Origin of the sequence: Bacteroides fragilis, from assembly GCF_019583405.1 — a bacterium.
GTDB lineage: Bacteria > Bacteroidota > Bacteroidia > Bacteroidales > Bacteroidaceae > Bacteroides > Bacteroides fragilis_B.
On record NZ_SZUU01000003.1, the window covers coordinates 559,372 to 583,375 of the forward strand.

General features: G+C 38.8%; 21 protein-coding genes, 1 tRNA gene and 1 pseudogene. 20 read left to right on the plus strand and 3 right to left on the minus strand.

Annotated features, from left to right (window positions below; genetic code table 11):
• Positions 1–348: 348 nt before the first annotated feature.
• A complete protein-coding gene (locus FDF36_RS09620) occupies positions 349–3,378 on the minus strand; it encodes a glycoside hydrolase domain-containing protein (RefSeq protein ID WP_220391195.1) in 3,030 nt (1,009 codons plus the stop codon).
• A gap of 188 nt (positions 3,379–3,566) precedes the next feature.
• Here FDF36_RS09620 and FDF36_RS09625 point away from each other — a divergent pair, with 188 nt between their 5' ends.
• From FDF36_RS09625 to FDF36_RS09635, 3 genes are all read left to right on the plus strand, one after another.
• Positions 3,567–4,661 carry a hypothetical protein gene (locus FDF36_RS09625; protein WP_220391196.1) on the plus strand — a complete coding sequence of 365 codons (1,095 nt, stop codon included), beginning with the start codon at positions 3,567–3,569 and terminating at the stop codon, positions 4,659–4,661.
• Positions 4,658–5,671, plus strand: coding sequence for a glycoside hydrolase family protein (locus FDF36_RS09630; protein ID WP_220391197.1), 1,014 nt, complete (start codon positions 4,658–4,660; stop codon positions 5,669–5,671). Before FDF36_RS09625 ends, FDF36_RS09630 begins: the two co-directional genes overlap by 4 nt.
• 113 nt (positions 5,672–5,784) lie before the next feature.
• Positions 5,785–6,792: an NHL repeat-containing protein gene (locus tag FDF36_RS09635; RefSeq protein WP_220391198.1), complete on the plus strand. Its 1,008-nt coding sequence runs from the start codon at positions 5,785–5,787 to the stop codon at positions 6,790–6,792.
• Between the two features lie 24 nt (positions 6,793–6,816).
• Here FDF36_RS09635 and FDF36_RS21455 read toward each other — a convergent pair.
• Positions 6,817–7,074 (minus strand): annotated as a pseudogene (locus FDF36_RS21455) (hypothetical protein).
• 716 nt (positions 7,075–7,790) lie between these two features.
• Between FDF36_RS21455 and upaY the strand changes: the two are divergent.
• From upaY to FDF36_RS09715, 16 genes are read left to right on the plus strand one after another with little or no spacing between them, the layout of a single operon-like run.
• The gene (gene upaY, locus FDF36_RS09640) at positions 7,791–8,309 is read left to right on the plus strand and encodes a capsular polysaccharide transcription antiterminator UpaY (protein ID WP_005776089.1); all 519 of its coding nucleotides are present in this window, start codon (positions 7,791–7,793) and stop codon (positions 8,307–8,309) included.
• 19 nt (positions 8,310–8,328) lie between these two features.
• On the plus strand, positions 8,329–8,802 hold the full coding sequence (locus tag FDF36_RS09645) for a UpxZ family transcription anti-terminator antagonist (RefSeq protein ID WP_005776090.1): 474 nt from the start codon (positions 8,329–8,331) through the stop codon (positions 8,800–8,802).
• A gap of 31 nt (positions 8,803–8,833) precedes the next feature.
• A complete protein-coding gene (locus FDF36_RS09650; protein WP_220391199.1) occupies positions 8,834–10,042 on the plus strand; it encodes a UDP-N-acetylglucosamine 4,6-dehydratase in 1,209 nt (402 codons plus the stop codon).
• 11 nt (positions 10,043–10,053) lie between these two features.
• The gene (locus FDF36_RS09655; protein ID WP_220389922.1) at positions 10,054–11,202 is read left to right on the plus strand and encodes a LegC family aminotransferase; all 1,149 of its coding nucleotides are present in this window, start codon (positions 10,054–10,056) and stop codon (positions 11,200–11,202) included.
• Complete coding sequence (locus FDF36_RS09660) at positions 11,199–11,843, plus strand: acetyltransferase (protein ID WP_220391200.1); 645 nt, start codon at positions 11,199–11,201, stop codon at positions 11,841–11,843. Before FDF36_RS09655 ends, FDF36_RS09660 begins: the two co-directional genes overlap by 4 nt.
• Positions 11,833–12,882 (plus strand): nucleotidyltransferase family protein, encoded by a 1,050-nt coding sequence (locus tag FDF36_RS09665; protein ID WP_137569043.1) that lies wholly within the window; start codon positions 11,833–11,835, stop codon positions 12,880–12,882. The genes FDF36_RS09660 and FDF36_RS09665 overlap by 11 nt, the downstream gene beginning before the upstream one ends.
• A 15-nt stretch (positions 12,883–12,897) precedes the next feature.
• Positions 12,898–14,076: a glycosyltransferase gene (locus FDF36_RS09670; protein WP_022011135.1), complete on the plus strand. Its 1,179-nt coding sequence runs from the start codon at positions 12,898–12,900 to the stop codon at positions 14,074–14,076.
• Positions 14,054–14,578 carry an acyltransferase gene (locus tag FDF36_RS09675; protein ID WP_220391201.1) on the plus strand — a complete coding sequence of 175 codons (525 nt, stop codon included), beginning with the start codon at positions 14,054–14,056 and terminating at the stop codon, positions 14,576–14,578. Before FDF36_RS09670 ends, FDF36_RS09675 begins: the two co-directional genes overlap by 23 nt.
• A complete protein-coding gene (locus tag FDF36_RS09680; RefSeq protein WP_005776102.1) occupies positions 14,575–15,759 on the plus strand; it encodes a hypothetical protein in 1,185 nt (394 codons plus the stop codon). Before FDF36_RS09675 ends, FDF36_RS09680 begins: the two co-directional genes overlap by 4 nt.
• Entirely contained in the window at positions 15,746–17,002 is a 1,257-nt protein-coding gene (locus FDF36_RS09685; protein ID WP_022011137.1) for a lipopolysaccharide biosynthesis protein, read from the plus strand. Before FDF36_RS09680 ends, FDF36_RS09685 begins: the two co-directional genes overlap by 14 nt.
• 6 nt (positions 17,003–17,008) lie before the next feature.
• The gene (locus tag FDF36_RS09690; RefSeq protein WP_220391202.1) at positions 17,009–18,046 is read left to right on the plus strand and encodes an EpsG family protein; all 1,038 of its coding nucleotides are present in this window, start codon (positions 17,009–17,011) and stop codon (positions 18,044–18,046) included.
• Positions 18,047–18,056: 10 nt separating this feature from the next.
• Positions 18,057–19,313 carry a nucleotide sugar dehydrogenase gene (locus FDF36_RS09695; RefSeq protein WP_032543284.1) on the plus strand — a complete coding sequence of 419 codons (1,257 nt, stop codon included), beginning with the start codon at positions 18,057–18,059 and terminating at the stop codon, positions 19,311–19,313.
• A 7-nt stretch (positions 19,314–19,320) separates the two neighbouring features.
• A complete protein-coding gene (locus tag FDF36_RS09700; RefSeq protein ID WP_032541495.1) occupies positions 19,321–20,292 on the plus strand; it encodes a glycosyltransferase family 2 protein in 972 nt (323 codons plus the stop codon).
• An 8-nt stretch (positions 20,293–20,300) separates the two neighbouring features.
• Complete coding sequence (locus tag FDF36_RS09705) at positions 20,301–21,107, plus strand: glycosyltransferase (RefSeq protein ID WP_220391203.1); 807 nt, start codon at positions 20,301–20,303, stop codon at positions 21,105–21,107.
• Between the two features lie 29 nt (positions 21,108–21,136).
• Entirely contained in the window at positions 21,137–22,360 is a 1,224-nt protein-coding gene (locus FDF36_RS09710) for a DegT/DnrJ/EryC1/StrS family aminotransferase (RefSeq protein ID WP_220391204.1), read from the plus strand.
• 31 nt (positions 22,361–22,391) lie between these two features.
• Positions 22,392–22,979: a sugar transferase gene (locus FDF36_RS09715; protein WP_005776110.1), complete on the plus strand. Its 588-nt coding sequence runs from the start codon at positions 22,392–22,394 to the stop codon at positions 22,977–22,979.
• 159 nt (positions 22,980–23,138) lie between these two features.
• On the opposite strand, the gene FDF36_RS09720 is transcribed toward FDF36_RS09715, so the two are convergent.
• Positions 23,139–23,212: transfer RNA gene (locus FDF36_RS09720), tRNA-Thr, on the minus strand.
• Positions 23,213–23,352: 140 nt separating this feature from the next.
• Here FDF36_RS09720 and FDF36_RS09725 point away from each other — a divergent pair.
• Positions 23,353–23,949, plus strand: coding sequence for a TlpA family protein disulfide reductase (locus FDF36_RS09725; protein ID WP_005776111.1), 597 nt, complete (start codon positions 23,353–23,355; stop codon positions 23,947–23,949).
• Positions 23,950–24,004: the final 55 nt, after the last annotated feature.

Consider the following 24,004-nt stretch of genomic DNA (forward strand, 5'->3'; position numbering starts at 1 on the left):
TAAATTAGGGTATGACTTTGATTATAATATGTTGTAAATCATTTTATTAATTGTTACACTAATAAGCAGAATATTTACTCGGATTTTCGTGAAGAACAAGGAATATTAAAAAAAATTCAATAGAGTTATAGGTTTACTTCGTTGAATGTTTGGGGCATTCTATTAGCGCATAAAATATTTAGTGAGCAAGATTTGTATTAGCTATCCGGCTTTTTGATTTTAGTTGTTTTGCCATTAGGTTAGCTTCAGAAGTTCTACTAAGTCTGGTGGATATAAAAGTGTGTCAAAAGTAGCTTCCTTCTTAGATGAAAAATACTTTCGACACACCTTCATTGATTTTATCTATCTTTATTCCAGAATAAAGATATAGCCTTTGTCTTTCGGTATTTTGATTTTATCTTTGGCTGACAGTGTGAATCCTTCCTGGAAACCTTTGATGGCAGGTGCCGTCAGTTTTGCCTTGTCGGGGTCTATCCCCAGTTTATCCCAGTCAATTTGTAGTTTCACCTCACTGTCTTTCTTTGCCCAGCTGGCAATGGCTATCATCACTTTGCCATCTTTGATAAATGAAGTGGCCAGAATATCGCTGCGTCCTGTTTTCACCGGATTGTATGATACCCAATACCCCATCATCCGGCTGTCCTTGATACCGAAAGCATCCCATACCTTCCAGAGTTGTGAAGGGACGGACTCCATCGGTTCGCGTGCTGTCATGCCGTATAGCATACCCCGGTAAGGATTGCCACCGTCCTGTAACATTTCGCTCATCATGCCGAAGGGGATACCCGAAACATCTGTCAGCCAGTATTCCGGTGATTTTTCGTATTTGAAGTATTCGCCGAACCAAAGACGGTCCAGGTAAGGCATGTGTTCCATGTATAGGAAGATGCTGTTGATGTACCCGTCCGCCGGATTGAACTGGTTGGCGGAATGAACGTCGATGCGCGGGTCGGGACGATTGTTTTCCAGTACCCGGCGGATACGTTTCATGGTGTTGCGGTCGAAAGCCAGGTCGTCGATATATACACCGTCGATACCTACATTCTTTGTCAGCCAGTTCAGCCCTTCCACGTAAAAATTATGCCAGCGTGAAATGCCGGTATTCACGATGGCTGCATCTTTGTAGGCATCTACAAACCATGCGGCGATGTAGTCACCGTCCAGATGCTCTTGCAACCATGCATATCCTCCTCCTTTGCCCGGAGAGAAGATCTCGTGTCCGAGACTTTTCAGGGCAAAAAGCTCCGGTGCGTGATTGTTCAGCTCCCTTACGGTGTAGTAGATTTTCACTTTGTAACCTTTGGCATGCGATTCGTCCACGTACTGCTTCATGAAGGCCGGACGGAAGAACGGATAGTTGATATGCGGGTTGACTGCATTGCCGTGATGCAGGTTGATGACGTTCGCTCCGGTTTCGGCTACTACGTCTACCGCCTGATAAGCATGCGCATCACCCTCTTTCAGTTTTTCGGCAGGCTGGTAACCGTGATAGTAGCGATCGGTCCACTGCTTCATGGTGTCTATCGGTTTGAAAGGTGTCACCAGCACCAGGAAGTCGAAGTTCAGCTCTTCTCCTTTGGTCATGGTCCGCTTTCCGCTGTAGGTTTCGATATCCACTTGTTTTCCCTGTTCCCGGTAGCTGATGCCTCCTTTGCCATCGTTGAACCAGGATGGCGGCATGTTCAGCGGTTGCATTTTGTAGAAATTGGTGTTCAGCGGGCGGCGGTAGTTTTCCGCACGGAACAGGCATTGCATTCCACCGTTTACGTCGCCGAACCAGAAACCTTCCTGATTGCGTTCCACATTCCATTTCCATCGGTCGCTTTTAGGACGCAGAGAACCTTCATATCCCATTCCCAAACGATATTTGGCAGTCGCTGCCGGCATGGAAGTCATCAGAGCTATGTCATCTACCGATGTGTTTTCGGTTGCTTTTACTTTAATCTGATAACTCATGAAACCGTCGAACTCCATGCTGGCATGTACCGTCACATCGAGTGATCCGGCCTTCCCGGCAGCTGTCCAACTAACAATCCCGTCTTCCTTCTTGCCGAATTTCAATGGTGAAGTGATGGTGACGGGCAGTTGTTTTCCATTCCGGCGGATGACGAGCTCCATCGGTTTTGCCAGAATGTCTTTGGCTTCTTTGCCAACGGAGGTCATCTCTTCGGTGAAATAACTCCGGATGGAAGCCGGTAATCCCAGTTCGCCGGCAGTGACGCTTCGTCCCAATACGCTGATTGTGTTGTCTGTCACCGTCATCGGAATGAACGGCTTCACCAGTTGGTCGTTTACGGCATATTGTGAATTCAGCCAGCGCAGGCGTGACAAACGCCACAAATCACTGTCTCCTTTGTCTACCAGCACATTGTCGGACAGGTTGATCGTGATCTTTACCTCCTGAGAGGCTCCCGATGAATCGCTGACAATGGCTTTACCGCTATAAATGCCTCTGCCGGCATGTTCCGGCATCTGAATGCCTATCCAAAGCGGCTGTACACGCCCCTTGCCCACGTTTACTTCCGGATGCATCGGGCGCCCTATCCAGTCGGTCCCTTCCGTATTGAAACAAGTGATGGCCGATGCCGGAATCATCCCGTCTTTACCTTTCAGGTCGGTGAAGGTTACTTTGACCCCGTTCACCGGATTCTTGAAAGCCCATAGTCCGAGTTGCAATACATAATATTCGTTTAAGTCTGCTTCACCAAAAAATTCGCCGGTGGCTCCTTGGGTTACCTGACGGTACGAGAGATCGTCGAACATACGGATAGGGAACTTACGGTCTTCGGGCAGCAGCAGGAACGGTTTATTGCTATTGGCTTCTGCCAATGCCTGTTTCTCTTTTGCTGTGGCAATGATTTCCATCGGATAGAAGCTGTTGAAACTGCCTAACGATTCGAATCTGACCAGTTTGGCCCGGGTCACCTTTGTTCCCGGAGTGGAACTGCAGATTGCTTTCCATTGTGCGTCGGCTCTGTCAGGTTGTTTCGGATAGTTCACTTTGGGGTATGGACCTCCCGATGTATGGTAGGGCAGATAGTATACATAGTAATTCCCTGCACCTGTACTGGCATCGAACCGGATACGTCCGTACTCACGGTTGATTTCCACCGGAAGTACATTGTCCACTACTTTGCCGGTAGAAGCATTCATCACAATAATCCCTTTCTGTTCGGGATTGGCGTCGCGTCTGCGCCAGGGGATATAAGCTTCCGCTACGGTGGCGGGAGTATTCATTGAAACAACGGCACGGTGATTACCCAGTGTGTCGGGAGTCCAGTAGTTTTCGCCGTAAAACGAAGCTTCGGGGACAAAGTCCTGAGCAGCTGCCGGAAAGGTTAACAAGGCTGACAGTGCCCATAAAAAGAGTTTTTTCATAATGTTTTGTCTAATAAATAAGTATGTGCAAATTTACAAAGAATCGTTTGAGATCGGATAAGATTTGCCTGTTTTTATTTGAGATGCGGTTTCTCTGTCGATTGGCGGACAGTATTTGGACACCTTTATTTGCATTTTCCCTTTTTGTATTATCTTTGCGCCCTCAAAAAACAAATAAACCCTACACTATGAACAAAAAGAAAGTTTTAGGTATTTCGCTTCTGGCACTCTCTCTGTTTGCTTGCCAGGATGATGATACCGTCGACATTCTCAATGCCTTTGGCACACCGCCTGCCTTGACTAAAATTTCGGCAGAGGAGTTTCTCAATCAGGGAGAACAGATGTTTGAAGATGGTGAGAGCGTTGATGACATTGTTTCGGCCGATCGTGCCTTCTATGTGAACCAACCGCTTAATGTATCGATGACAGACGGAAAGCTCCGCCTGTTCAATGGTATGGCTCACGATTTCAAAGAAGTCTCCGTATGGCTTACGATGCCCCATTTGCGTGATACCATCCATCTGATGCAGTTTGAAGAAGTTCCGGGCTTTTACAATATCCGGTTGGATTCTCCGCTGAAGATGGGCGAGGCAGTCTATCCCTCCAAAAGCGGCAAGCCTGTCCGTGTCAACAATCTGGCTTTGCTTTCTCCCGATCAGTACGAACTGTTGCTTACATGCAACGATTCTGTATTCGATATGTTGAAAACCATCAAGATGAAGACCCGCATTCAGATGGGAAAATACGGTAGTGGTAACTGGGGAGTGATGACGCCCAATGCAGCCCGTTATTATGCCACTTCAGCGGTAAATATGGCCGTTATGTTCAGTTCCGGAATTTTTCGTGATTCATTGATGAATTATAAAGGCAGCATCCATAACGATGCAGGGAAGGAGATTGACCGTGAGGGATTGTTGAAATCCATTCTGAATAAGCAAAGTCTGGTGTTCGGAGTAGTCACCGGGCCCGGAATCGCCGGACTTGGCGGAGGAAACGCACTGGGATTGCGTGAGGAATATCTTTCGGGCTTCTTCTACCAGAACCGGGTAGCGATAGATTGCAATTGGGTGCTTCATGTCTGGATTCACGAATTGGGACACTGTCTGGGTTACGGCCATTCCAGCAGCTTATGTTATGGATCGGTGCCCGACGAGATTGTGCCGAAAGTATACCGTTACATGATGAAACACCGGATGTTGCCTTATATCATCAATCCATTCAAGAGTTACAATGATTATAACCCCGGTATCAACGATGCCGATAATCCCGACATAGAGTTATGATGAAAAGATACAGCATTTTTATGGTAGTGGCGACTTTGCTGCTCACTTTTGCCGCATGTGATAAAAACAATATGCCGGGGTTCGGTTTCACTACCGATTCCATCCTTACACTGACTTTTGAGAAAGAGCTGGATGCGGCAGCCATCGGTGTAGGTACACAGAACTATAATCCTGTGGGAATGCGCCGTTCGGGTGATACCCTTTTTATAGCCAACCGTGCCGACGGATCGGATGGTGTCCGGATTGTTCGTGCCTCCACCGGCGAATTGCTTTACTCGTTGACAGGTTGGACGTATGACGGAAAAGCTGAAAAGTTCGATAATCAAGTGATGGATGTAGCCGTCAACAGCGATTATATTTTTGTGGTGAACCGCTCTTCCCGGATCGACATGTTTCGCCGAAACGATTATACGTATGTAACCACTATCGGGCGTACAGGTTGGCAGTCGAGCTCGTTGTTGCAATGCGAGTCTGCCGAAGTAGTCGGTGACAAACTATTTATTCGTGATAAACAAAAAATCAAGGTGGTACAGCTTTCGGACTGTACACCGGAAAATCGTTTCAAGGTCCCCGTGTTTGCCCAGAACACCGACAGCACAACTTCCAACAATGGATTTAACCTCGAGACCGTGGCACGTTACAAGGAACTTATTTACGTATCGGACTATGAAAGTGCGCGTATCCTCGTAATCGATCCCTCCACCGTTACTACGAAAGGAGAGCCGGTCCGCTTTGTCCGTTCCTACCGTATGCAAAGCAAGCCGTTGAGTATGGGATTCTTTCAGGATGAAATGTACGTTGTCTGTGCCAATAACCGTATCGTAAGAGTGAATCTCCTCACCGGAGAGGAGAAGGACGCTTACTCTTCTTTTGCCGGAGGAATGGGATTCGGTGCTCCGGGACGCCTCTTTTTCCATAACGATATGTTCTATCTTTCAGGCCGGAACGCGAACGCTCCGCGCCTGATACAGGGAAAAGTAATGTTTGTTGAAATATCCGAGCTGGACTAAAAAAGCTCACGACAGAGGATCACAGAGTCTCACGGAGTGAAAATATAGAGTACAAAACTCTGTGAGACTCTGTGAAACCCTGTAGTGAATGAAATTCAAAAAATTAAGTAAACATGAATTTAAAATTTTTATATCTGTTATTATTGCTGTCTGCTGCCTGTTGTGTATCCTGTTCCAAGGACGAAGAACCGGCTGATAAAGGCAATACCTCTCCCGAAGAACCGGTTTATACCACGTTTACCGATGCCGGCGAAGTGATTATTCCCGGAGTGCTTCCGGCCAATTTTACTCCCCGGTCCGTACGGGTCAAAGGGGATACATTATTTGTTGCCAACAATAATGCCGCCGACCGTTCTGTTCTTTTGTTGAACTTGACGACAGGCGAGCTGATCGGACGCATCGATTCGTGGATGCGGAAAGATACTAAAGAGACATTTAACGCTGAGATAGGAGATATGGCTGTTTCGGACCGTTATGTTTTTGTGGGCATGTACAGCTCCCGTATCAACATTTTCGACCGTCGTACCCTTCAGTTCGTCAATGCCATCGGGCGTTCGGATGGAAAGTGGGGTGACGATATTTACAGCATGACTCATTGTTATGGTCTTCGCGAATGCGGTGAGAGGCTGATGGTGCGTGATAAAAATACCATTCGCGGTTATTGGATTTATGAAGCTGTTACCGAGCCTGCGTTTCGTGTCCCCTGGATCGGAAAGGTAAAGGTACCCGAAGGGATCGGATATGACTATCAGCCCTGCATTCATGGCATGGCGGAGCATAACGGGCGCATGTACCTCACCGACTGGTACAACAAAAGCCTGCAAGTGTTTACTCCCTCAAAAATGGAAATTGTGTTTGGCGAAGAGACACACATCACTTCCGATGCCGTATTTAAGTACGACGCCATACAGCCTTTGGGACTGCTGTCCTATGGCGGAGAGCTCCTGATGTCAGTACAAAAGAGCGGGAAGATACAGCGCTATGACCCCGAGACGGGCGATTTGTTGGGGCTGTTAGCCGAATTTCCAGACAAGGAAATCGGGCGTATGGAGATAGCCCGGGGAATGCTTTATTATATTGATCTCAAAGCCGGAAAACTGATGAAGGCAAAAGGAGAATGATTTACCACAGAGTCACACAGAGTCTCACTGAGTTTTATTCTTTATCATTTTTACTCTGTGAAACTCTGTGAAACCCTGTGGTGAATCTCTTTTCGTTATACATTCATCGCATTTGCTCCGAGTGCACCCAAGTCTTAGAAGTGAATTTATGCCGTCTGAACCGGTATCTTCATCCTTATACCTTTCTTCAATTAACATTGTTAACGCTTTTTTCAGGCTGTCTTATTCTTATGCGCAAATAACAAGTCTTTTGCATTTAAAGAATTTGTTATTCGCATCCAAAGAACAAGCTTTAACTCTATGTTAAAACAAAGCTTTTGAGAACAGAAATCTTACTTTTAAAAGATGTTGCTTTTCAGATGGTTAAGTCTGAAATTCGCTTCTCCGCCTCACGGATGGACTTTTCGGGCGAAAATTGGGGTACTTGCTTTTTTGTCAACTATAAACGAGGGTTTACACTTCCGAAACTTGAATAATTTATATAATTCCGGCAAATATATTGTATTTTTTTGAAAAGCAGATGTGCTTACGCGCGCGTAGGAGGAGAAAATCTTGTGTGTAAGTGATAGGAGGGTGGGATACCTATTATTGGGCTACAAACATATACGTTATGTAGAATTTATAGAAAAAATAGGGGGAAATTGTTTCAAAAAACGTTCGTCATTTGAAACACCTTTTTTTAACCTTTTTGAAAAATCCCGTTCTTATGAAAAAAAATATAGATAAAAACACTATTTTTTATTCATAACTCTTTCATTATCAGTAGTGTGTTTTAGTAAAAAAGAGAAAAAAGCAATTTATTTATAAAAATATTTTGTTGTTATAAAAATGTGCCTTACCTTTGTGTTTATAAACGAACGTTTTTTGAAACAATTTCGTCCGTTTTACCACTATAAATATTATCGGAAATACTTACGGTTTGAATGAGAAAAGATGTCTCGTCCAAACCGCGTAGCGCACCCGAAAGTAACCTATCGAGTTTTAATTTCCAACAATAAATGTCTGAACAACAGGAGTATTGGTTTGCCGCTCGGACAAAGAAGGATCAGGAGTTTGCTATTCGTAATGCTTTAGAAAAGCTTGGAATAGAATACTTTCTTCCTACACAATTTGTCATTCGCCAACTGAAATATCGTCGTCGTAGGGTAGAAGTTCCTGTTATCAAGAATCTTATTTTTGTCCGGACTACCAAAGAGCGTGCCTGGTCCATCACGAAGGATGATCACGTTCCTTTATTTTATATGAAGGATCTTTATACCCATACTTTGCTCATCGTCCCCAACAAGCAGATGGAGGACTTTAAGTTTGTGATGGATTTAGCTCCGGAAAATGTAACTTTTGACGACCTTCCTCTTACCGTGGGTACAAAAGTACAGGTTGTCAAAGGAGAGTTTTGTGGTATCGAAGGTGAGTTATCCAGCCTTGCCAATCGCACCTATGTGGTGATCCGCATTCATGGGGTTCTGTCTGCCAGCGTCAAAGTACCTAAAAGTTATCTTCGTATTCTTTCAGCGTAATTCGTAATTTCAAAATTATATGAATCAAGTCCAAAATCTGCAACACATTGCCCGTGAGTTGCTTTATCTTGGTACGGATGGCTCTCCCATCTATACCGATCATTTCCGTCAACTGAACACCGAAGTTTTTCGCTTGTCCGAAGCCCTTTTCTCTATGAAAGGTACCACTTTTGAGGAAGAAGCAGCGATTTGTCTATCCCTGTTAATGGGTTATAATGCTACCATTTACAATGATGGCGACAAAGAATCTAAGATACAAAGCATTTTAGATCGCTCTTTTGCTGTGTTAGATCATCTTCCCGCTTCTCTATTAAAATGTCAATTGTTGACATATTGCTATGGCGAGGTATTCGAGGAAGATTTGGCACAAGAAGCACATCAAATAATGGATGGCTGGAAAAGCAGGGCGCTCTCAGAAGAAGAATTGGAAGTGATGGAAACATTGCAGACAATGGAAGAGAATAGCTATCCATGTAGCGAGATAGAAGACTGATTATATGCATTTTTGATGAATAATATAAAATATGCTTAATGTAGATAATTTTATTGGCGATAATATCACTTTTCGTCGTTCCAGCATGTTTGCTCCCGATATTGCAGCAAACAGTGATCGTCTTCGCCAGGAGGTTGAAGGTAAAAGTTTATTGGTAATTGGCGGTGCCGGTTCTATCGGTTCTTCCTATATAAAAGCCATTCTTCCTTTTAAGCCTTCTAAACTTGTTGTGATCGATTTAAACGAGAATGGATTGGCCGAACTTACCCGTGATTTGCGTTCCACTTATGGGCTGCATATTCCGGAAGAGTATCGTACTTATACCTTGAACTTTGCAGATCCCATCTTCGAGCGGATGTTCCGTAAGGAGCAGGGTTTTGATATTGTAGCCAATTTTTCGGCACACAAGCATGTACGGAGTGAGAAAGATGAATATTCGGTACAGGCTCTGATTGAAAATAATGTAATAAAAGCCAAGAAACTGCTTGATCTATTATCGGAATTTCCTCCCCGTCATTTCTTTTGTGTTTCTACGGATAAAGCAGCCAATCCTGTGAATATAATGGGTGCCAGCAAGCGTATCATGGAAGATATGATAATGGCATATTCATCTAAATTTAAGGTCACTACTGCCCGTTTTGCCAACGTCGCCTTTTCCAATGGCTCCCTATTGGCCGGTTTTATTGACCGTATCATGAAGAAACAGCCTCTGGCTGCCCCCAATGACGTGAAACGCTATTTCGTTTCGCCTGAGGAAAGCGGCCAGATCTGTATGCTTGCCTGTGTTCTTGGAAATAACGGAGAGATTTTCTTTCCAAAGCTGGGTGAGGAAAAGATGATCACTTTTTCTTCTATCTGTGACCGTTTCCTCCGTACTCTGGGCTATGAAAAGAAAGAGTGTGCTACAGATGAAGAAGCCAGAAGATATGCTGCCGAAATGGCGGATGACAGTAAGATATACCCTGTTGTTTATTTTAAAAGTGATACTACGGGTGAAAAGGACTACGAAGAATTCTATGTGCCCGGTGAAAAGTTAAATTTAGAACGTTTTTCTTCTTTGGGTGTGATTGAGGATGTCAGTAAACGTCCTTTGTCTGAATTGGATTCCTTCTTTGATGAGCTGGAGTCCCTCTTTGCCCTTCCGGATTGCCATAAGTCTGATATCGTGACTGCACTTAAAAGATTCCTTCCCAATTTTGAACACGTGGAGAAAGGAAAGAATCTGGATCAGAAAATGTAATGTTTACAAGTATGTATAATAATATAACTACTTTCATCCATAACTTGTTTGGTACGGATGAATTTGTTCCGTTGCACGCTCCTTTATTTATCGGTAACGAAAAAAAATACCTTGCAGAATGCATTGATACTACTTTTGTCTCGAGTGTGGGCAAATTTGTTGATCGCTTTGAGGAGCAGGTTGCTTGCTATACGGGTTCAAAAAGAGCTGTTGTCTGTGTAAGTGGTACTAATGCATTACACATGGGTATGCTTCTTGTCGGTGTTGAGCGTGATGATGAAGTTTTAACTCAGGCTCTTACTTTTATCGCTACCTGTAACGCCATCAGTTATATTGGCGCACATCCTGTATTTCTTGATGTGGATAGAGATACTTTGGGTCTTTCTCCTCTTGCTGTAAAAAGGTGGTTGTCTACGCATGCGGAAGTAAGGAATGGGCAGTGTTATAATAAGAAGACGGGACGCCGTATCAAGGCTTGTGTTCCTATGCATACGTTCGGGCATCCTATGAAGATTGACGAATTGTCGGCAGTGTGCAACGAATATCATATAGAACTTGTCGAGGATGCGGCCGAAAGTATCGGCAGTTTCTATAAAGGCCGTCATACGGGTACTTTCGGAAGAGTGGGAGCCATCAGTTTTAATGGTAATAAAACGATCACCACCGGTGGTGGGGGTATGTTGCTTTTCCAGGACGAAGAGCTGGGCAAGTTTGCCAAACATTTGACGACCCAGGCCAAAGTTCCGCACCGTTGGGCATTTGTTCATGACCATATCGGTTACAATTACCGTATGCCTAATATCAATGCCGCATTGGGTTGTGCCCAAATGGAGAATCTTGACAGGTATGTTGTCAATAAACGTGAGACAGCGGAACGGTACCGTGAGTTTTTCTCTCGTATTCCTGATGTTGAGTTTGTTGTTGAGCCTGCGAACAGCCGTTCTAACTATTGGTTGAACGCTGTACTTCTGAAAGACCGCCGGGCCCAACAGTCTTTCCTTGAATATACGAATGACCATGGTGTAATGACCCGCCCCGTTTGGGAATTGATGAACAGACTTGAGATGTTTCGGGGATGCGAGACGGATGGTTTGGAGAATACTGTGTGGTTGGAAGAAAGAGTTGTGAATATACCAAGTAGTGTTCGTTTGGGAGTATGAAGCCTTTAATTTTAGTCGGTGGCGGCGGACATTGCAAGTCGGTGATTGATGTCGCTGAGAGTATGGGGCATTCCATCCTGGGTATATTGGATCTTCCGGAAAATGTCGGCCATTCCATCTTAGGCTATCCTGTTCTCGGTACTGATGATGATATCCCCTTATTTGTGGATCAGGCTGATTTTATTGTTACTGTCGGATTTATAAAGGAATCTTCTCTACGATTGAAGATTCATGATAAAATACGAACTTCCGGCGGACATTTTGGTACCCTGATTGCTTCCACCGCTTATGTTTCCAGACATGCTCAGATCGGTGCGGGTACTGTGGTCATGCATCATGCCTTTGTGAATGCCGGTGCACGGATTGGCAGTGGTTGTATCATCAATACTTTTGTAAATGTGGAGCATGATGCCCTGATCGGTGACAATTGTCATATATCAACCGGTACTATGGTTAATGGAGATTGCAAGGTGGGCGAATGTTCTTTTTTGGGCAGCCAGTCGGTAATGGTGAATGGTACATCCATCATTTCCGGTTGTATCATCGGTGCGGGTTCGGTAGTACGTAAGGATATTCTGGAAAAGGGAATTTATTCGGGTAATCCCGCAATCTTGAAAATAAAAACACACGATGGATTGTAAATATTTGATTATAGACGAGCAGGACTCTATTTTATCGGCTTTAAAACAAATGGATTCAATTAATAAAAAGTTATTAGTTGTCTATAGTAAAAGTAAGTTTAAAGGCTTGTTAAGTATCGGGGATATTCAGAGAGCTATTATTTCTAATATACCTTTAGACGTTGCTGTATCTCACATAATTAGGAAGAATATAACTATAGCTCATATTGATCAGTCAGAGAAAGAAATAAAAGAGCTGATGTTGAAATATCGAATGGAGTTTTGTCCTGTTATAGATTATTCTGGGAATATGGTTCGCATTATTATGTGGGAAGAACTCTTTCAAAACGAAGCGCCTTTTTCTACTGAGAAATTTGATTTACCTATTGTTATTATGGCAGGTGGGCAGGGAACACGTTTAAAACCGTTAACAAATATTATTCCTAAGCCATTAATCCCTATTGGAGAGAAAACTTTTATGGAGGATATTATGGATCGTTTTGTTAAATGTGGAAGTAATAACTTTTATGTTTCTGTAAATTATAAAGCAGATGTTATCAAACATTATTTTTCTACTCTCAAAGATTCGTCATATCGAATAAACTATTTTCAAGAGAATGTGCCCTTGGGAACTGCTGGTAGCTTAACATTAATGAGAGATAAAATACACACTACCTTTTTTGTGTCCAATTGTGATATTATAATTAATGAAGATTACAGTCAGATACTGAAGTATCACAAAGAAAATAAAAATGAATTGACTGTTGTTGCGGCTCTTAAAAATTATCCAATAGCTTATGGCGTTCTTTATACTAAGGAAAATGGTCTGTTAGATTCAATCGTAGAAAAGCCTGACTTGACTTTTAAGATAAATACGGGACTGTATATTCTTGAACCCAACTTATTGGATGAGATTCCAGAAGGACAATTTTATCATATAACTTCTCTAATAGATAAACTAAGAAAAGAAAATAGAAGAATAGGGGTTTTTCCTGTTAGTGAAAAATCTTGGATTGATGTAGGTAATTGGAATGAGTATTTCTCAATTATTAATAAATAGTCAATTATTATAGGCATGAAGGTTCTAATAATTGGAAATCGAAGTCATCAGTTTATATACAATTATGTGAAGACTCTAAAAAAAGTTTATCTTAATTCAGATTTAGAAATTGATATTCTTTCTCAAGATAGTTCAGATCTCTTTTTTCCTTCTGATAAATTTTATAATAATATTTATGCTTTAATAGTACCGTCTTTTTTTCAAAAAAATCGTTTCTTAAAAGTTCTTTATCAACATATATTGTTTCGTAAATATATTAAAAGACTTGATTTTTATGATGTAGTTCATATTCATTATGTTGAGAATATAATAGTACGAGATATTAGGTTCTTTTCGAAATATATCCGTGGAAAGTTAATTGTTTCAATATGGGGAAGTGATTTTTTACGTGCATCGGAAGATAGGAAAAAAAATATGACTGTGCTATTTAATAGAGCAGATCATATAACTATTGCATCGGATAAAGTTATAGAAGAATTTAAAGCTTGTTATCAAAAGAGTTCTTTTCTTTCCAAGATCGTTTTATGTCGTTTTGGGTTGGAACCTTTAGAAAGTTTGATTTCGATTTTAAGGAGTGGTGCAAATGCAAGAATTAGTAAATCTAAAATAGGATTATGTGCAGACAAAATAGTAATAACTATTGGATATAATGCTAGTAGGTTACAACATCATATTGATATTATAGAGAATATAGAACGATCTCCTTTGCTGTCTCCCTTTCATGATAAGGTAGAATTTCTTTTACCTGTAACCTATCCCAAAGATGCCGAATATATTGGTATAATAAAAAAAACAGTTCTTAATTCGAAGTTTCATTATAATGTAATTGAACAATTTTTGTCTGATGAAGATATTGCACATTTAAGAGTTGCATCTGATATTTTTATTCAGCTACAACCTACAGATATGCTTTCTGGATCGATGTTAGAACATTTAAGTGCGCAGAATATAGTTATAACAGGTTCGTGGTTACCTTATGATTGTTTAGATCAGTGGGGCGTTTTTTATAGGAAAATAGATTGTTTGGAATTAATATCAAATGAATTACATGATGTTTTGAACAAATTTGTTCCTTATAAAAAGCTCACTTGTAAGAATTCAGATATAATAATAGACAAGTTTAGATGGAATAATGTAATTCACGATTGGCTGGATTTGTACATGAAAAGATATGATAATAAAGAAAGTTTTTAAGAAGGTCTATCATTTAATTTATCCTCATAGAGTGAGATTTAAGCATGGCCAACGTTTTTACAGTAACTCTTTAATTGATACATTATTTCCAGAACTAGTGGAAATAGGTGATGATTTTATTTCTGCACCAGGATCTATTATATTGGCACATGATGCTAGTACTCTTTGGCATACAGGTAAGTATCGAGTACAAAGGACTAAAATAGGGAATCGTGTTTTTTTAGGAGCTAATAGTATTATTTTACCAGGAGTTGTAGTAGGTGATGATGTGATAATAGGCTCAGGAAGTGTTGTCACTAAAGACATAGCTTCTAATTCTGTTGTAGCAGGAAATCCTGCAAGAGTTGTTTCCACTATTAGTGAATATATTGATAAATGCGAGCAGCGTAAAATTCTTTATGCTCCTAATGAGAAATTTATTGATTTAATTACTAGAGGTGAAATAATTACTGAGGAACGACAAAATGAATTGAGGGACACTATTTATACTCAGCTGAAATGAAAAGAATGTGTTTGTCACTTATAGGTGATATCTGTTTTCCCGAAGAATTTAAACAGATTTTTACTTTAGATGGAAAGTTTCTAATTACAAGAAGTTTAGGATCCGATTGGTGTTTTGAGATGAGTGGGGAAAGTATGTTTTATGCATTATGTGAGATAGAGAAATCTCAAAAAGAATCTCTTTCTGATTATAAATTAAGAATAATAGAAGCCATTGATAGACGTATAACTTGGGGTAATGGAAAACTATTGCATCGTAGCTTTACAGGAGATTATGATATACAATTTCGTTCGACAAATTCTGCATTGAGAACGCTGTTGTATGCTTGTGAAGATGGATTTGATACAGATAAAAATATCAGAATCATAGCAAATGAACAATTTAAATATTTTTTTGAATGGAAAGAAGGTATTTGGTTTTGCCATGATTCAAGTGAGTATGGTGGAAAAACCCCCTTTTCACATATTAGATCAAAAGTGGCAGGTAAGAGTTGGAGGAATACTTTAACCTTGAATACTCATATTGATTCTTTGAATACACTTCTATTACTAAAATTCTATAGGAAAGAACATCTTCTTAACTTTGATTTAGACTATTGGATAAACAAAGGTCTTATTTCCATAAATCAACTTTTGGAATTAACTAATAAAGGAAAAATGATGAATAAATTGCAGGCAATGGATAATTATTGCTTGAATTTATTTTTGAAAGAACAACATAATTCTTTTTTGATTGATTGCGTATATGAAAAAATTGTTCATCCTATAATTTTTAAACTTGTATTTCCTACTGTCTTTTTTAATAATGGTTTTATTTCCAGGGATTTATCTGTTTTAAATAGGCATATAGATTATCAGTTAGTCAACATTGTTGATTTTGCTCGATTGCTGAATCTCTACAAAAAAAATAGGGAAACAGAGATACTAACTACAAGTATTTTAAACTATAATGAAATAGGGGATAAATTAGAACGAGCTATTGACTTTGTTGAAAATAATAAATCTCTGTTGAATTACATCCAATCTAGTGATTTACAAAGAGCTTGGTATGCAGAGATGTATTATGCAATGTCAAATATAAATTCTAAGTATATAAAAATGGCACAGAATCTTTATTCTGATCAGTTATATTGTTCTGAGAGCCCCTTTTATAAATTGGATTTTTTGAATGAAAAGAATTAATTCAGATTTTATTTCAGGTTTTATCAAGAGAGGAGGTTTTTCTGTCTTTTTCTCTACAGCTTTGGTAAAGATAAGTGCCGCACTACTTTCTATTATTGTTGTGCAATTACTTACTAAAGAAGACTACGGAATATTATCTTACGTATTGTCTATATATGCCATAGCAATCGTTATTGCAGGATTTGGAGGGAATTATTCGTTGTTAAGATTTGGTTCAATTGTGAATTCATTCTTGAAAAAAAAACAGTATTATTATTATACTCAAAGGGTTGGGATAAACTATACTTCAATTGTTGTTGCTATTATAGTTGTTTATTCTTTTTTTCTACCTGAGGGTATGAAGAATGAGTGGCTTTTAATTGTTTATATGTGTTTAGGATTGTATAGCTTTTATATTTTAGAAACAATGCGTAGTTATTTCCGAATTGTAAATTTAAATAGAACCTATTCTAAAATAAACGTGTACAATTCTGTTATATTATTATTACTGACGGTTTGCTTGACTTTGTTTTTTAAGAACTATGGCTATATTACTGCTCTTATATTAGCACCGTTATTGACTTTCTTTTTGTTTAGGAAAAAAATCTCTTATATACAATTTAGTAACCCGATTGAGATTTCTAAAAAAGAATATTGGGGATATGGAATACATACAAGTGTTAGTGCAATTGCTAACCAGATTATTTTCTCTATTGCTCCTTTGCTTTTAGGTATATTGAATGAACCGGAACACAGTATAGCAAGTTTTAGGGTTGCCACTATAATACCTTTTAATCTTTTAACTCTACCTGGAATTTTGATGATCTCTGATTTTAGCTATTTATCTAGGAACTATATGGATAGTAATTGTTTAAAGCGATATTATTATAACTATCTGAAAGTGGTAATTCCTATTTCATTTATAGTCTTTTTATTATTGATTATATATGGGGATTTTGTGGTAGAGAATCTATTTGGGGCACAATATAATGATTGTGTATATATGTATAAGATGTTTATGGTTGCAACATTTGTTACATATATTTTTCGGAATCCATTAGGGAATATATTACTCGCTGTTGGAAAAGCAAAGTGGAATGGATATAATACTTATGCTTTTTGCTTTTTATATATTATTTTCTCACTTATATTTTATCAATATTGGGGTGTTATAGCAATTGTTTATGGTTTGTGCGCTACATTTATTTTGTCAGGTATAGTTTCTCTTTTTTTGTTTTATTACTATATAAAAGGTTTGCGGTAAAGGTCGATGTTTCCTTATTTTCTTATATATTTTTTCTTACTGGTCTTTTGCTCTTTAGGAAGTGTTACTAAAAATCGCTTTTTTCTAATTTGTGTATTTATTCTTTTTTCCATTTTCTCTGGGTTTAGGTATTATGTAGGAGTCGATTATATTAATTATGTGAAAATATATAATCTTGAAGAGGGGTATGGAAGTCGAGAATTAGGATTTAACTTGATTCTAGATTTTTTGCGATATATCGGGGCTAGCTATCAATTCATGTTTTTTATAATGGCTGTTGTCATGCAAATACTGGTATATAATGTTATTAAACGATATAATTACAGTGTTTGGATTTCAGTTTTTATTTATTATTGTATTTCTCCGTTTTATATTGCAACCTTTAATGGGATGAGGCAATACTTAGCAATCGCTGTTTTTATTGTTTCATTAAAGTATATTGAACAAAAAAAAATATTTAAGTATATCGTTTCTCTTTTGTTGGGAGGATTCTTCTTTCATGAATCGATTTTAGTTTTTATTCCTTTATATTATATATTAAATAAGACTATATCTATAAAAGGCAAATTACTTGCGTTTTTGTTGACTATTGCGGGTAGCTTGGCTATAGATAAACTTATTTCCTATACTCCATATATTGTGTATTTGACAAGAGATCGAGAAACTCATATAAGCTCATTCACTTATATTTTTGCGGGCATTTCAATCTTATTTATCATCTTTTGGAATAAGCTTAATTCTTTTAAAAGTAAGCTTATAATGGAGAATATGAATCTTTTTTGTTTTTTGTCATTATTAGTAGTGTTACTTCAATCTAATGGAGTGCTTATTCAAATGACTCTCCGAATGAATAGTTATTTCTTCTTTGTGTATATCATATTGGTTCCAGCCGTTATATCATCTATAAAGAATGTCCATATGCGTATTGGTATGTATTTCAGCCTTCATTTAGTGCTGTTATTATACCTTGTCCGTACCATTTGTTTTAATGGACATTTGTATGATTTGGTTCCTTATTCTATGAATTTCAACTTATTTAAATAAATATCATATTATGAAGATTGCTGTTATTGGCCTTGGATATGTAGGTCTGCCTTTGGCTCGCTTATTTTCAACAAAATATCAAACAATAGGTTTTGATATGAATCAGAAACGAGTAGAATCTTTAATGGGGGGGCATGATACTACTTTAGAAGTTGCTGATGTTTTGTTACAATCAGCTTTAGATAGTGGTTTTAAATGCACTTCTAACTTGGAAGATATACGTGATTGTAATTTTTATGTAATAGCTGTACCAACACCGGTCGATAGAAATAATCGCCCTGATTTAACACCGTTGATATCAGCTAGTGAAACTGTGGGAAAAGTAATTTCAAAGGGCGACATAGTTGTTTATGAATCGACTGTGTATCCGGGGGTTACTGAAGAAGAATGTTTACCTGTTGTAGAACGTGTATCTGGATTAAAATTTAATCTCGATTTTTTTGCTGGCTATTCACCAGAAAGAATAAATCCAGGTGACAAAGAACATACTGTTGAAAAAATAAAGAAGGTGACATCCGGATCTACTCCAGAAATTGCTGACATAGTAGATAAAGTATATAATTCTGTTTTGATAAATGGAACACACAAAGCTCCTTCTATCAGAGTTGCTGAAGCATCTAAAATCATAGAGAACTCTCAACGTGATGTTAATATTGCATTTATGAATGAATTAGCGAAAATATTTAATGCAATGGATATTGATACCAATGATGTGATTGAGGCTGCTTCGTCAAAATGGAATTTTATAAAATTGAGACCAGGATTAGTTGGTGGACATTGTATTAGCGTTGATCCATATTATTTGATACAAAAAGCGCAAGTGTATGGGGTTTTACCAAGAATAATGTCTTCAGCCCGGCGATTAAATGATGGTATGGGCGATTATGTTGCTAATCAAGTAATCAAGTTGATGAATAAAAAGGGAGTATTGGTGAAAGATTCTAATATATTACTACTTGGTATTACTTTCAAAGAGAATTGCCCTGATATACGCAACACAAAAGTTGTTGATATATATTCAACTTTGTTAGAGTATACTAAGAATATTTCCGTTTATGATCCTTGGGCAAATGCAGAAAAAGTGTATGAAGAGTATGGTATTCGTATGATTGATAATGTTAATGAAAAAAAATACGATGCTATAATATTGGCGGTTGGACATAATGAGTTTAAAACAATTGATATAAAAGCACTTGGCAATGATATTTCTGTTGTTTTTGATGTCAAATGCTTCTTAGACAGAGCAATTGTTGATGGACGGCTGTAAGATTAATATGATTTCTGGATTAGTTAGTGTCATTATTCCAACTTATAAACGTCCCAATATGTTGGGACGAGCTATAGACAGTGTACTCGGTCAAAGCTATACTAATATAGAGGTGGTGGTTGTAGATGACAATTCTGATGGTGATAAATATCGATTGGAAACAATCCAATATATGGAAAGGTATGCTAACGATTATAGAGTTAAATATATAAAACATAAAACAAATCAGAATGGCTCTGCCGCTCGTAATACAGGTATTCAAAATTCTGTAGGAGAGTATATTGCTTTTCTTGATGATGATGATTATTTCTTAAAAGATCGAATAAAGGAAGCCATACATTTTCTACAAAATTCAAGTGCGGATTGTGGTGGTACTTGTTGTAATTACGTAAAGAAATATAAAAATAAGATATATAAAGTAAGTCGAAACGTGGGCTGCTTTAATTCATGTTATGAGTTGTTGTCAGCACAAATTGATTATGCTGCTGGTTCTACTTTAATAATTAAAAGGGAGATATTAAATAAGGTGGGGTTGTTTGATATTTCTTTTAAGCGGCATCAGGATTGGGAGTTTTTGATTCGTCTATTTAGATTCTATCAAATAGAAATTCTTCCTTATGTAGATGTAGTAATTTGTGCTGATGGAATAAGAAATACACCTCGTACTGATGTTTTGTTGGAGGTGAAGAGGAAGTTGTTACAAACGTTTGCCACTGATATCGAAATATTGGGGACTCAAGAGCAGGCTGATATTTATCAGGCACAATGGAAAGAAATTATATATAATTATTTAAAAGAGAAAAAATATAGTACAGCTATCGCTTTTGCTCAAAAGAATATTTCAAAGACTTCTTTTAGGAAGAGGGATATACTTAATGCTATATTGTCTTGTATCGTTGGTATCATTCCATCTTTTATGATTGTAGTGTATTCAATTTATGATCTTAAGTTTAACAGATTTAAAAAAGATATTATATAATTATATTCATGTTATATGTTATCATGTCTTTGTATGCGAAAGACACTTTATTGAAAGTTCAAGAAGCGATAGAAAGTTTGCTTAATCAGACATATACTTCTTTTTATTTATATATTATTTGTGATGGTCCTATAGAAAATGGTGTAGCTTCCTATGTAACTAATTTGTTAACAGAACAAATCTGTATAAATACGAGACAAAAGAATCTGGGGTTGGCTTATTCATTAAATGAGTTGTTAGATGTTGTCTTGAAAAAGGAGGATTGTACTTATATTGCTCGTATGGATGCTGATGATATTTCCATGCCGGAACGTTTTGCAAAGCAGATCGCATTTATGGACTCACATCCAGATGTTGATTGTCTTGGTACTTGGGCAATAGAAATTGATAATGAGGGAAAAGAATACTTCCGAAAAAAAATGCCGATAACCCATGAGGAATGTTTGGAACTATTTAAGAAGCGGGATTGTATGATTCATCCTACTGTGATGTTTCGGCGTTCATATTTTGAGAAAGCTGGTTTATATCCGGAAGACACCTACTTTGGAGAAGATACTATGATGTGGGCTAAGGGTTTTAAAAGTGGATGTAAATTTGACAATGTACCCGAATACTTATTCAAATTTAGATTAGATTTAAACTTTTTTGAAAGAAGGCGGGGGTGGAAACATGCCAAATCTATTTATACCTTACGTCGTCGCGTCAATAGAATGTTGGGGTTTGGATGGAAAGAAGACTGTTATGCTTTGTTGTATGCTATGGCTAAATTAATGCCTAAATCAGTTCTTGATATAATCTACAAAACAGTTCGTTAATTTTACTTTTCTTATAAAATATATAACTCATGAAAATACCATTTTCACCACCTTATATTGACGAGGCGGTCATCAACGAAGTCGTTGATTCGTTACGTTCCGGTTGGATCACATCCGGTCCGAAAGTGAAGGCTTTGGAGGAAGAAATAAAATCTTTCTCGGGAGCAAAGGAAGTACTTTGTGTCAATTCCTGGACATCAGGAGCTATTATGATGTTGCGTTGGCTGGGAGTGAAGGAGGGAGATGAAGTAATTGTTCCTGCTTATACTTATAGCGCAACGGCATTGGCCGTGCTTCATGCCGGGGCTAAACCGGTGATGGTGGATTCCGGAATGGATTTTAATATCTCGGTAGAGGCTGTTCGTAAAGCTATTACTGCTAAAACAAAGGCAATTATCCCAGTAGACATTGCCGGTTTTCCTTGCGATTATGAAAAGATCATGGCACTGGTACAGGAATCTGAAATGATAAAATTGTTCCGTGCGGAATCTCCCGTGCAAGAAAAATTAGGACGTATCTTGGTGATGAATGATGCTGCACATTCTTTGGGGGCACGTTACAGTAACCGGCAGCGTACCGGTTGCGAAACTGACGTGGCTATCTTTTCACTCCATGCCGTGAAGAACGTGACTACTGCCGAAGGCGGAGCCATTTGTTTGAACTTGCCCAAGCCGTTCGATAATGCAGAACTGTATAAAGAACTCCGGATGATGAGCCTGAACTGCCAGACTAAGGATGCTTTTTCGAAATCTAAAGCCGGAGGATGGCGTTATGATATTGTCGGTTTCGGAATGAAAATCAATATGGCCGATGTGAATGCTGCCATCGGACTGGCGCAAATACGGGAATATCCGGAGTTGCTGAAGGAGCGAAAAAGGGTGTTCAATACTTACAATGATGCTTTTTCGACTTGTGACTGGGCCATCGTTCCGCCTTCTGTAGATGGAGAAAAGGAAAGCTCTTATCATATTTATGCTTTGCGTGTGAAAGACTTTACAGAAGAGCAACGTGACCGGATGATTGACGAGATCGCTAAACGTGAAGTGGCTGTGAATGTACATTTTATACCGATGCCGATGTTGTCGTTCTTCAAATCGATGGGATATGATATGAATGATTATCCACAGGCTTATCAGAATTTTAAGGGTGAGATATCATTGCCGATATATCCTCAACTGGATAGTGAAAAATTGAATTTCATTATTGATACTGTAAAGGCGGCCTATACGACCGTAATCGCAGAACACAGATAGTATATTTACAAACACTAAACAGATAAGCTTCTTGATTCGTTTTTTTGATATTGTTTTTTCCCTTTTGGGAATTCTTCTGCTTTCTCCCGTTTTTCTCTTTCTTTATATAGCCATCTGCCTTGAAAGTAAAGGAGGCGGTTTCTATAAACAACTTCGTGTGGGACAATACGGGCGGGACTTTTATGTCTATAAATTCCGTTCAATGCGTGTGGGGGCTGATAAGAAGGGACTGATAACGGTGGGGGGGAGAGATCCCAGAATAACCCGTACCGGGTATTTTATCCGGAAGTATAAATTAGATGAATTACCCCAGTTGTTCAATGTACTGAAAGGTGATATGAGTCTGGTGGGACCACGGCCTGAGGTTCGTAAGTATGTGGATTTGTATACTGATGACCAGAAAAAGGTATTGAGCGTACGTCCGGGAATTACGGATTATGCTTCTATTGAATATGTGGATGAAAATACGATTCTTGGAAAGGCTTCGGATCCCGACAAGGCATATATAGAACAGATTATGCCCGATAAAATACGGTATAATATGAAATATATATGTAATCGTTCGGTGAAGGAATATTTTAAAATTATATTTCTGACATTTTGGAGCATCATTCGTTAGATACGTTTTTAAAGAAAGTGGGGAAAATTCTTCTTTTTGTTTTTGTACCTTATTACGTGAGAAAGAAGAAGGAGGAGTAGCTCGGGAGTAAGTTCCGGAAAGAAATTAATTCAATAAAAGAGAAAGGATCAGCAATTGCTGATCCTTTCTCTTTTATTGAGCCTCTTGTCGGATTCGAACCAACGACCCCGAGATTACAAATCACGTGCTCTGGCCAACTGAGCTAAAGAGGCATCATTTCTGTTTTGCGGGTGCAAAGGTAGGAAAAACTTTTAAACTTGCAAATACTTTGGCAAAAAATGCTTCATAAAAATAGTGTTTGATAAATCGGATTCTTTGTTTACTTTTGCAAATCAATTAATTATAGAAAAGTATGAAGAAGAACTTTTTTTATGTATGTGGTCTGTCATTGCTTCTTTGGGGTATGGCAGCATGTTCCGGACAGGGAAAAGCGGATAAAGCAACCGTTGTTGCGGATAGTGTAGTGGTGAAAACGGATAGTGTTGCGGCAGACAGCACAGGATATATTGTGAGAGTAGGAGAGATGGCCCCCGATTTTACTATTACTCTGACAGACGGAAAGCAGATAGAGCTTTCTGCACTTCGTGGCAAAGTGGTGATGTTGCAATTCACGGCCAGTTGGTGCGGAGTATGTCGTAAAGAGATGCCTTTTATAGAGAAAGATATCTGGCTGAAACATCAAAGCAATCCGGAGTTTGCCTTGATCGGTATTGATCGTGACGAACCTCTTGACAAAGTGATTGCATTTGGTAAGTCGGTAGGGGTGACTTACCCGTTGGGATTGGATCCGGGAGCGGATATATTTGCAAAATATGCATTGCGTGAATCGGGTATCACCCGCAATGTACTGATAGACCGGGAAGGCAAGATTGTGAAGCTGACTCGTTTGTATAACGAAGAGGAATTTACTTCACTGGTAAATCAAATTGATGAAATGCTGAAGAAATAAGTTGAACAAGCAGGGGGGATTTTTTGTTTTTAACATGGAATCACCCCATCTTTTT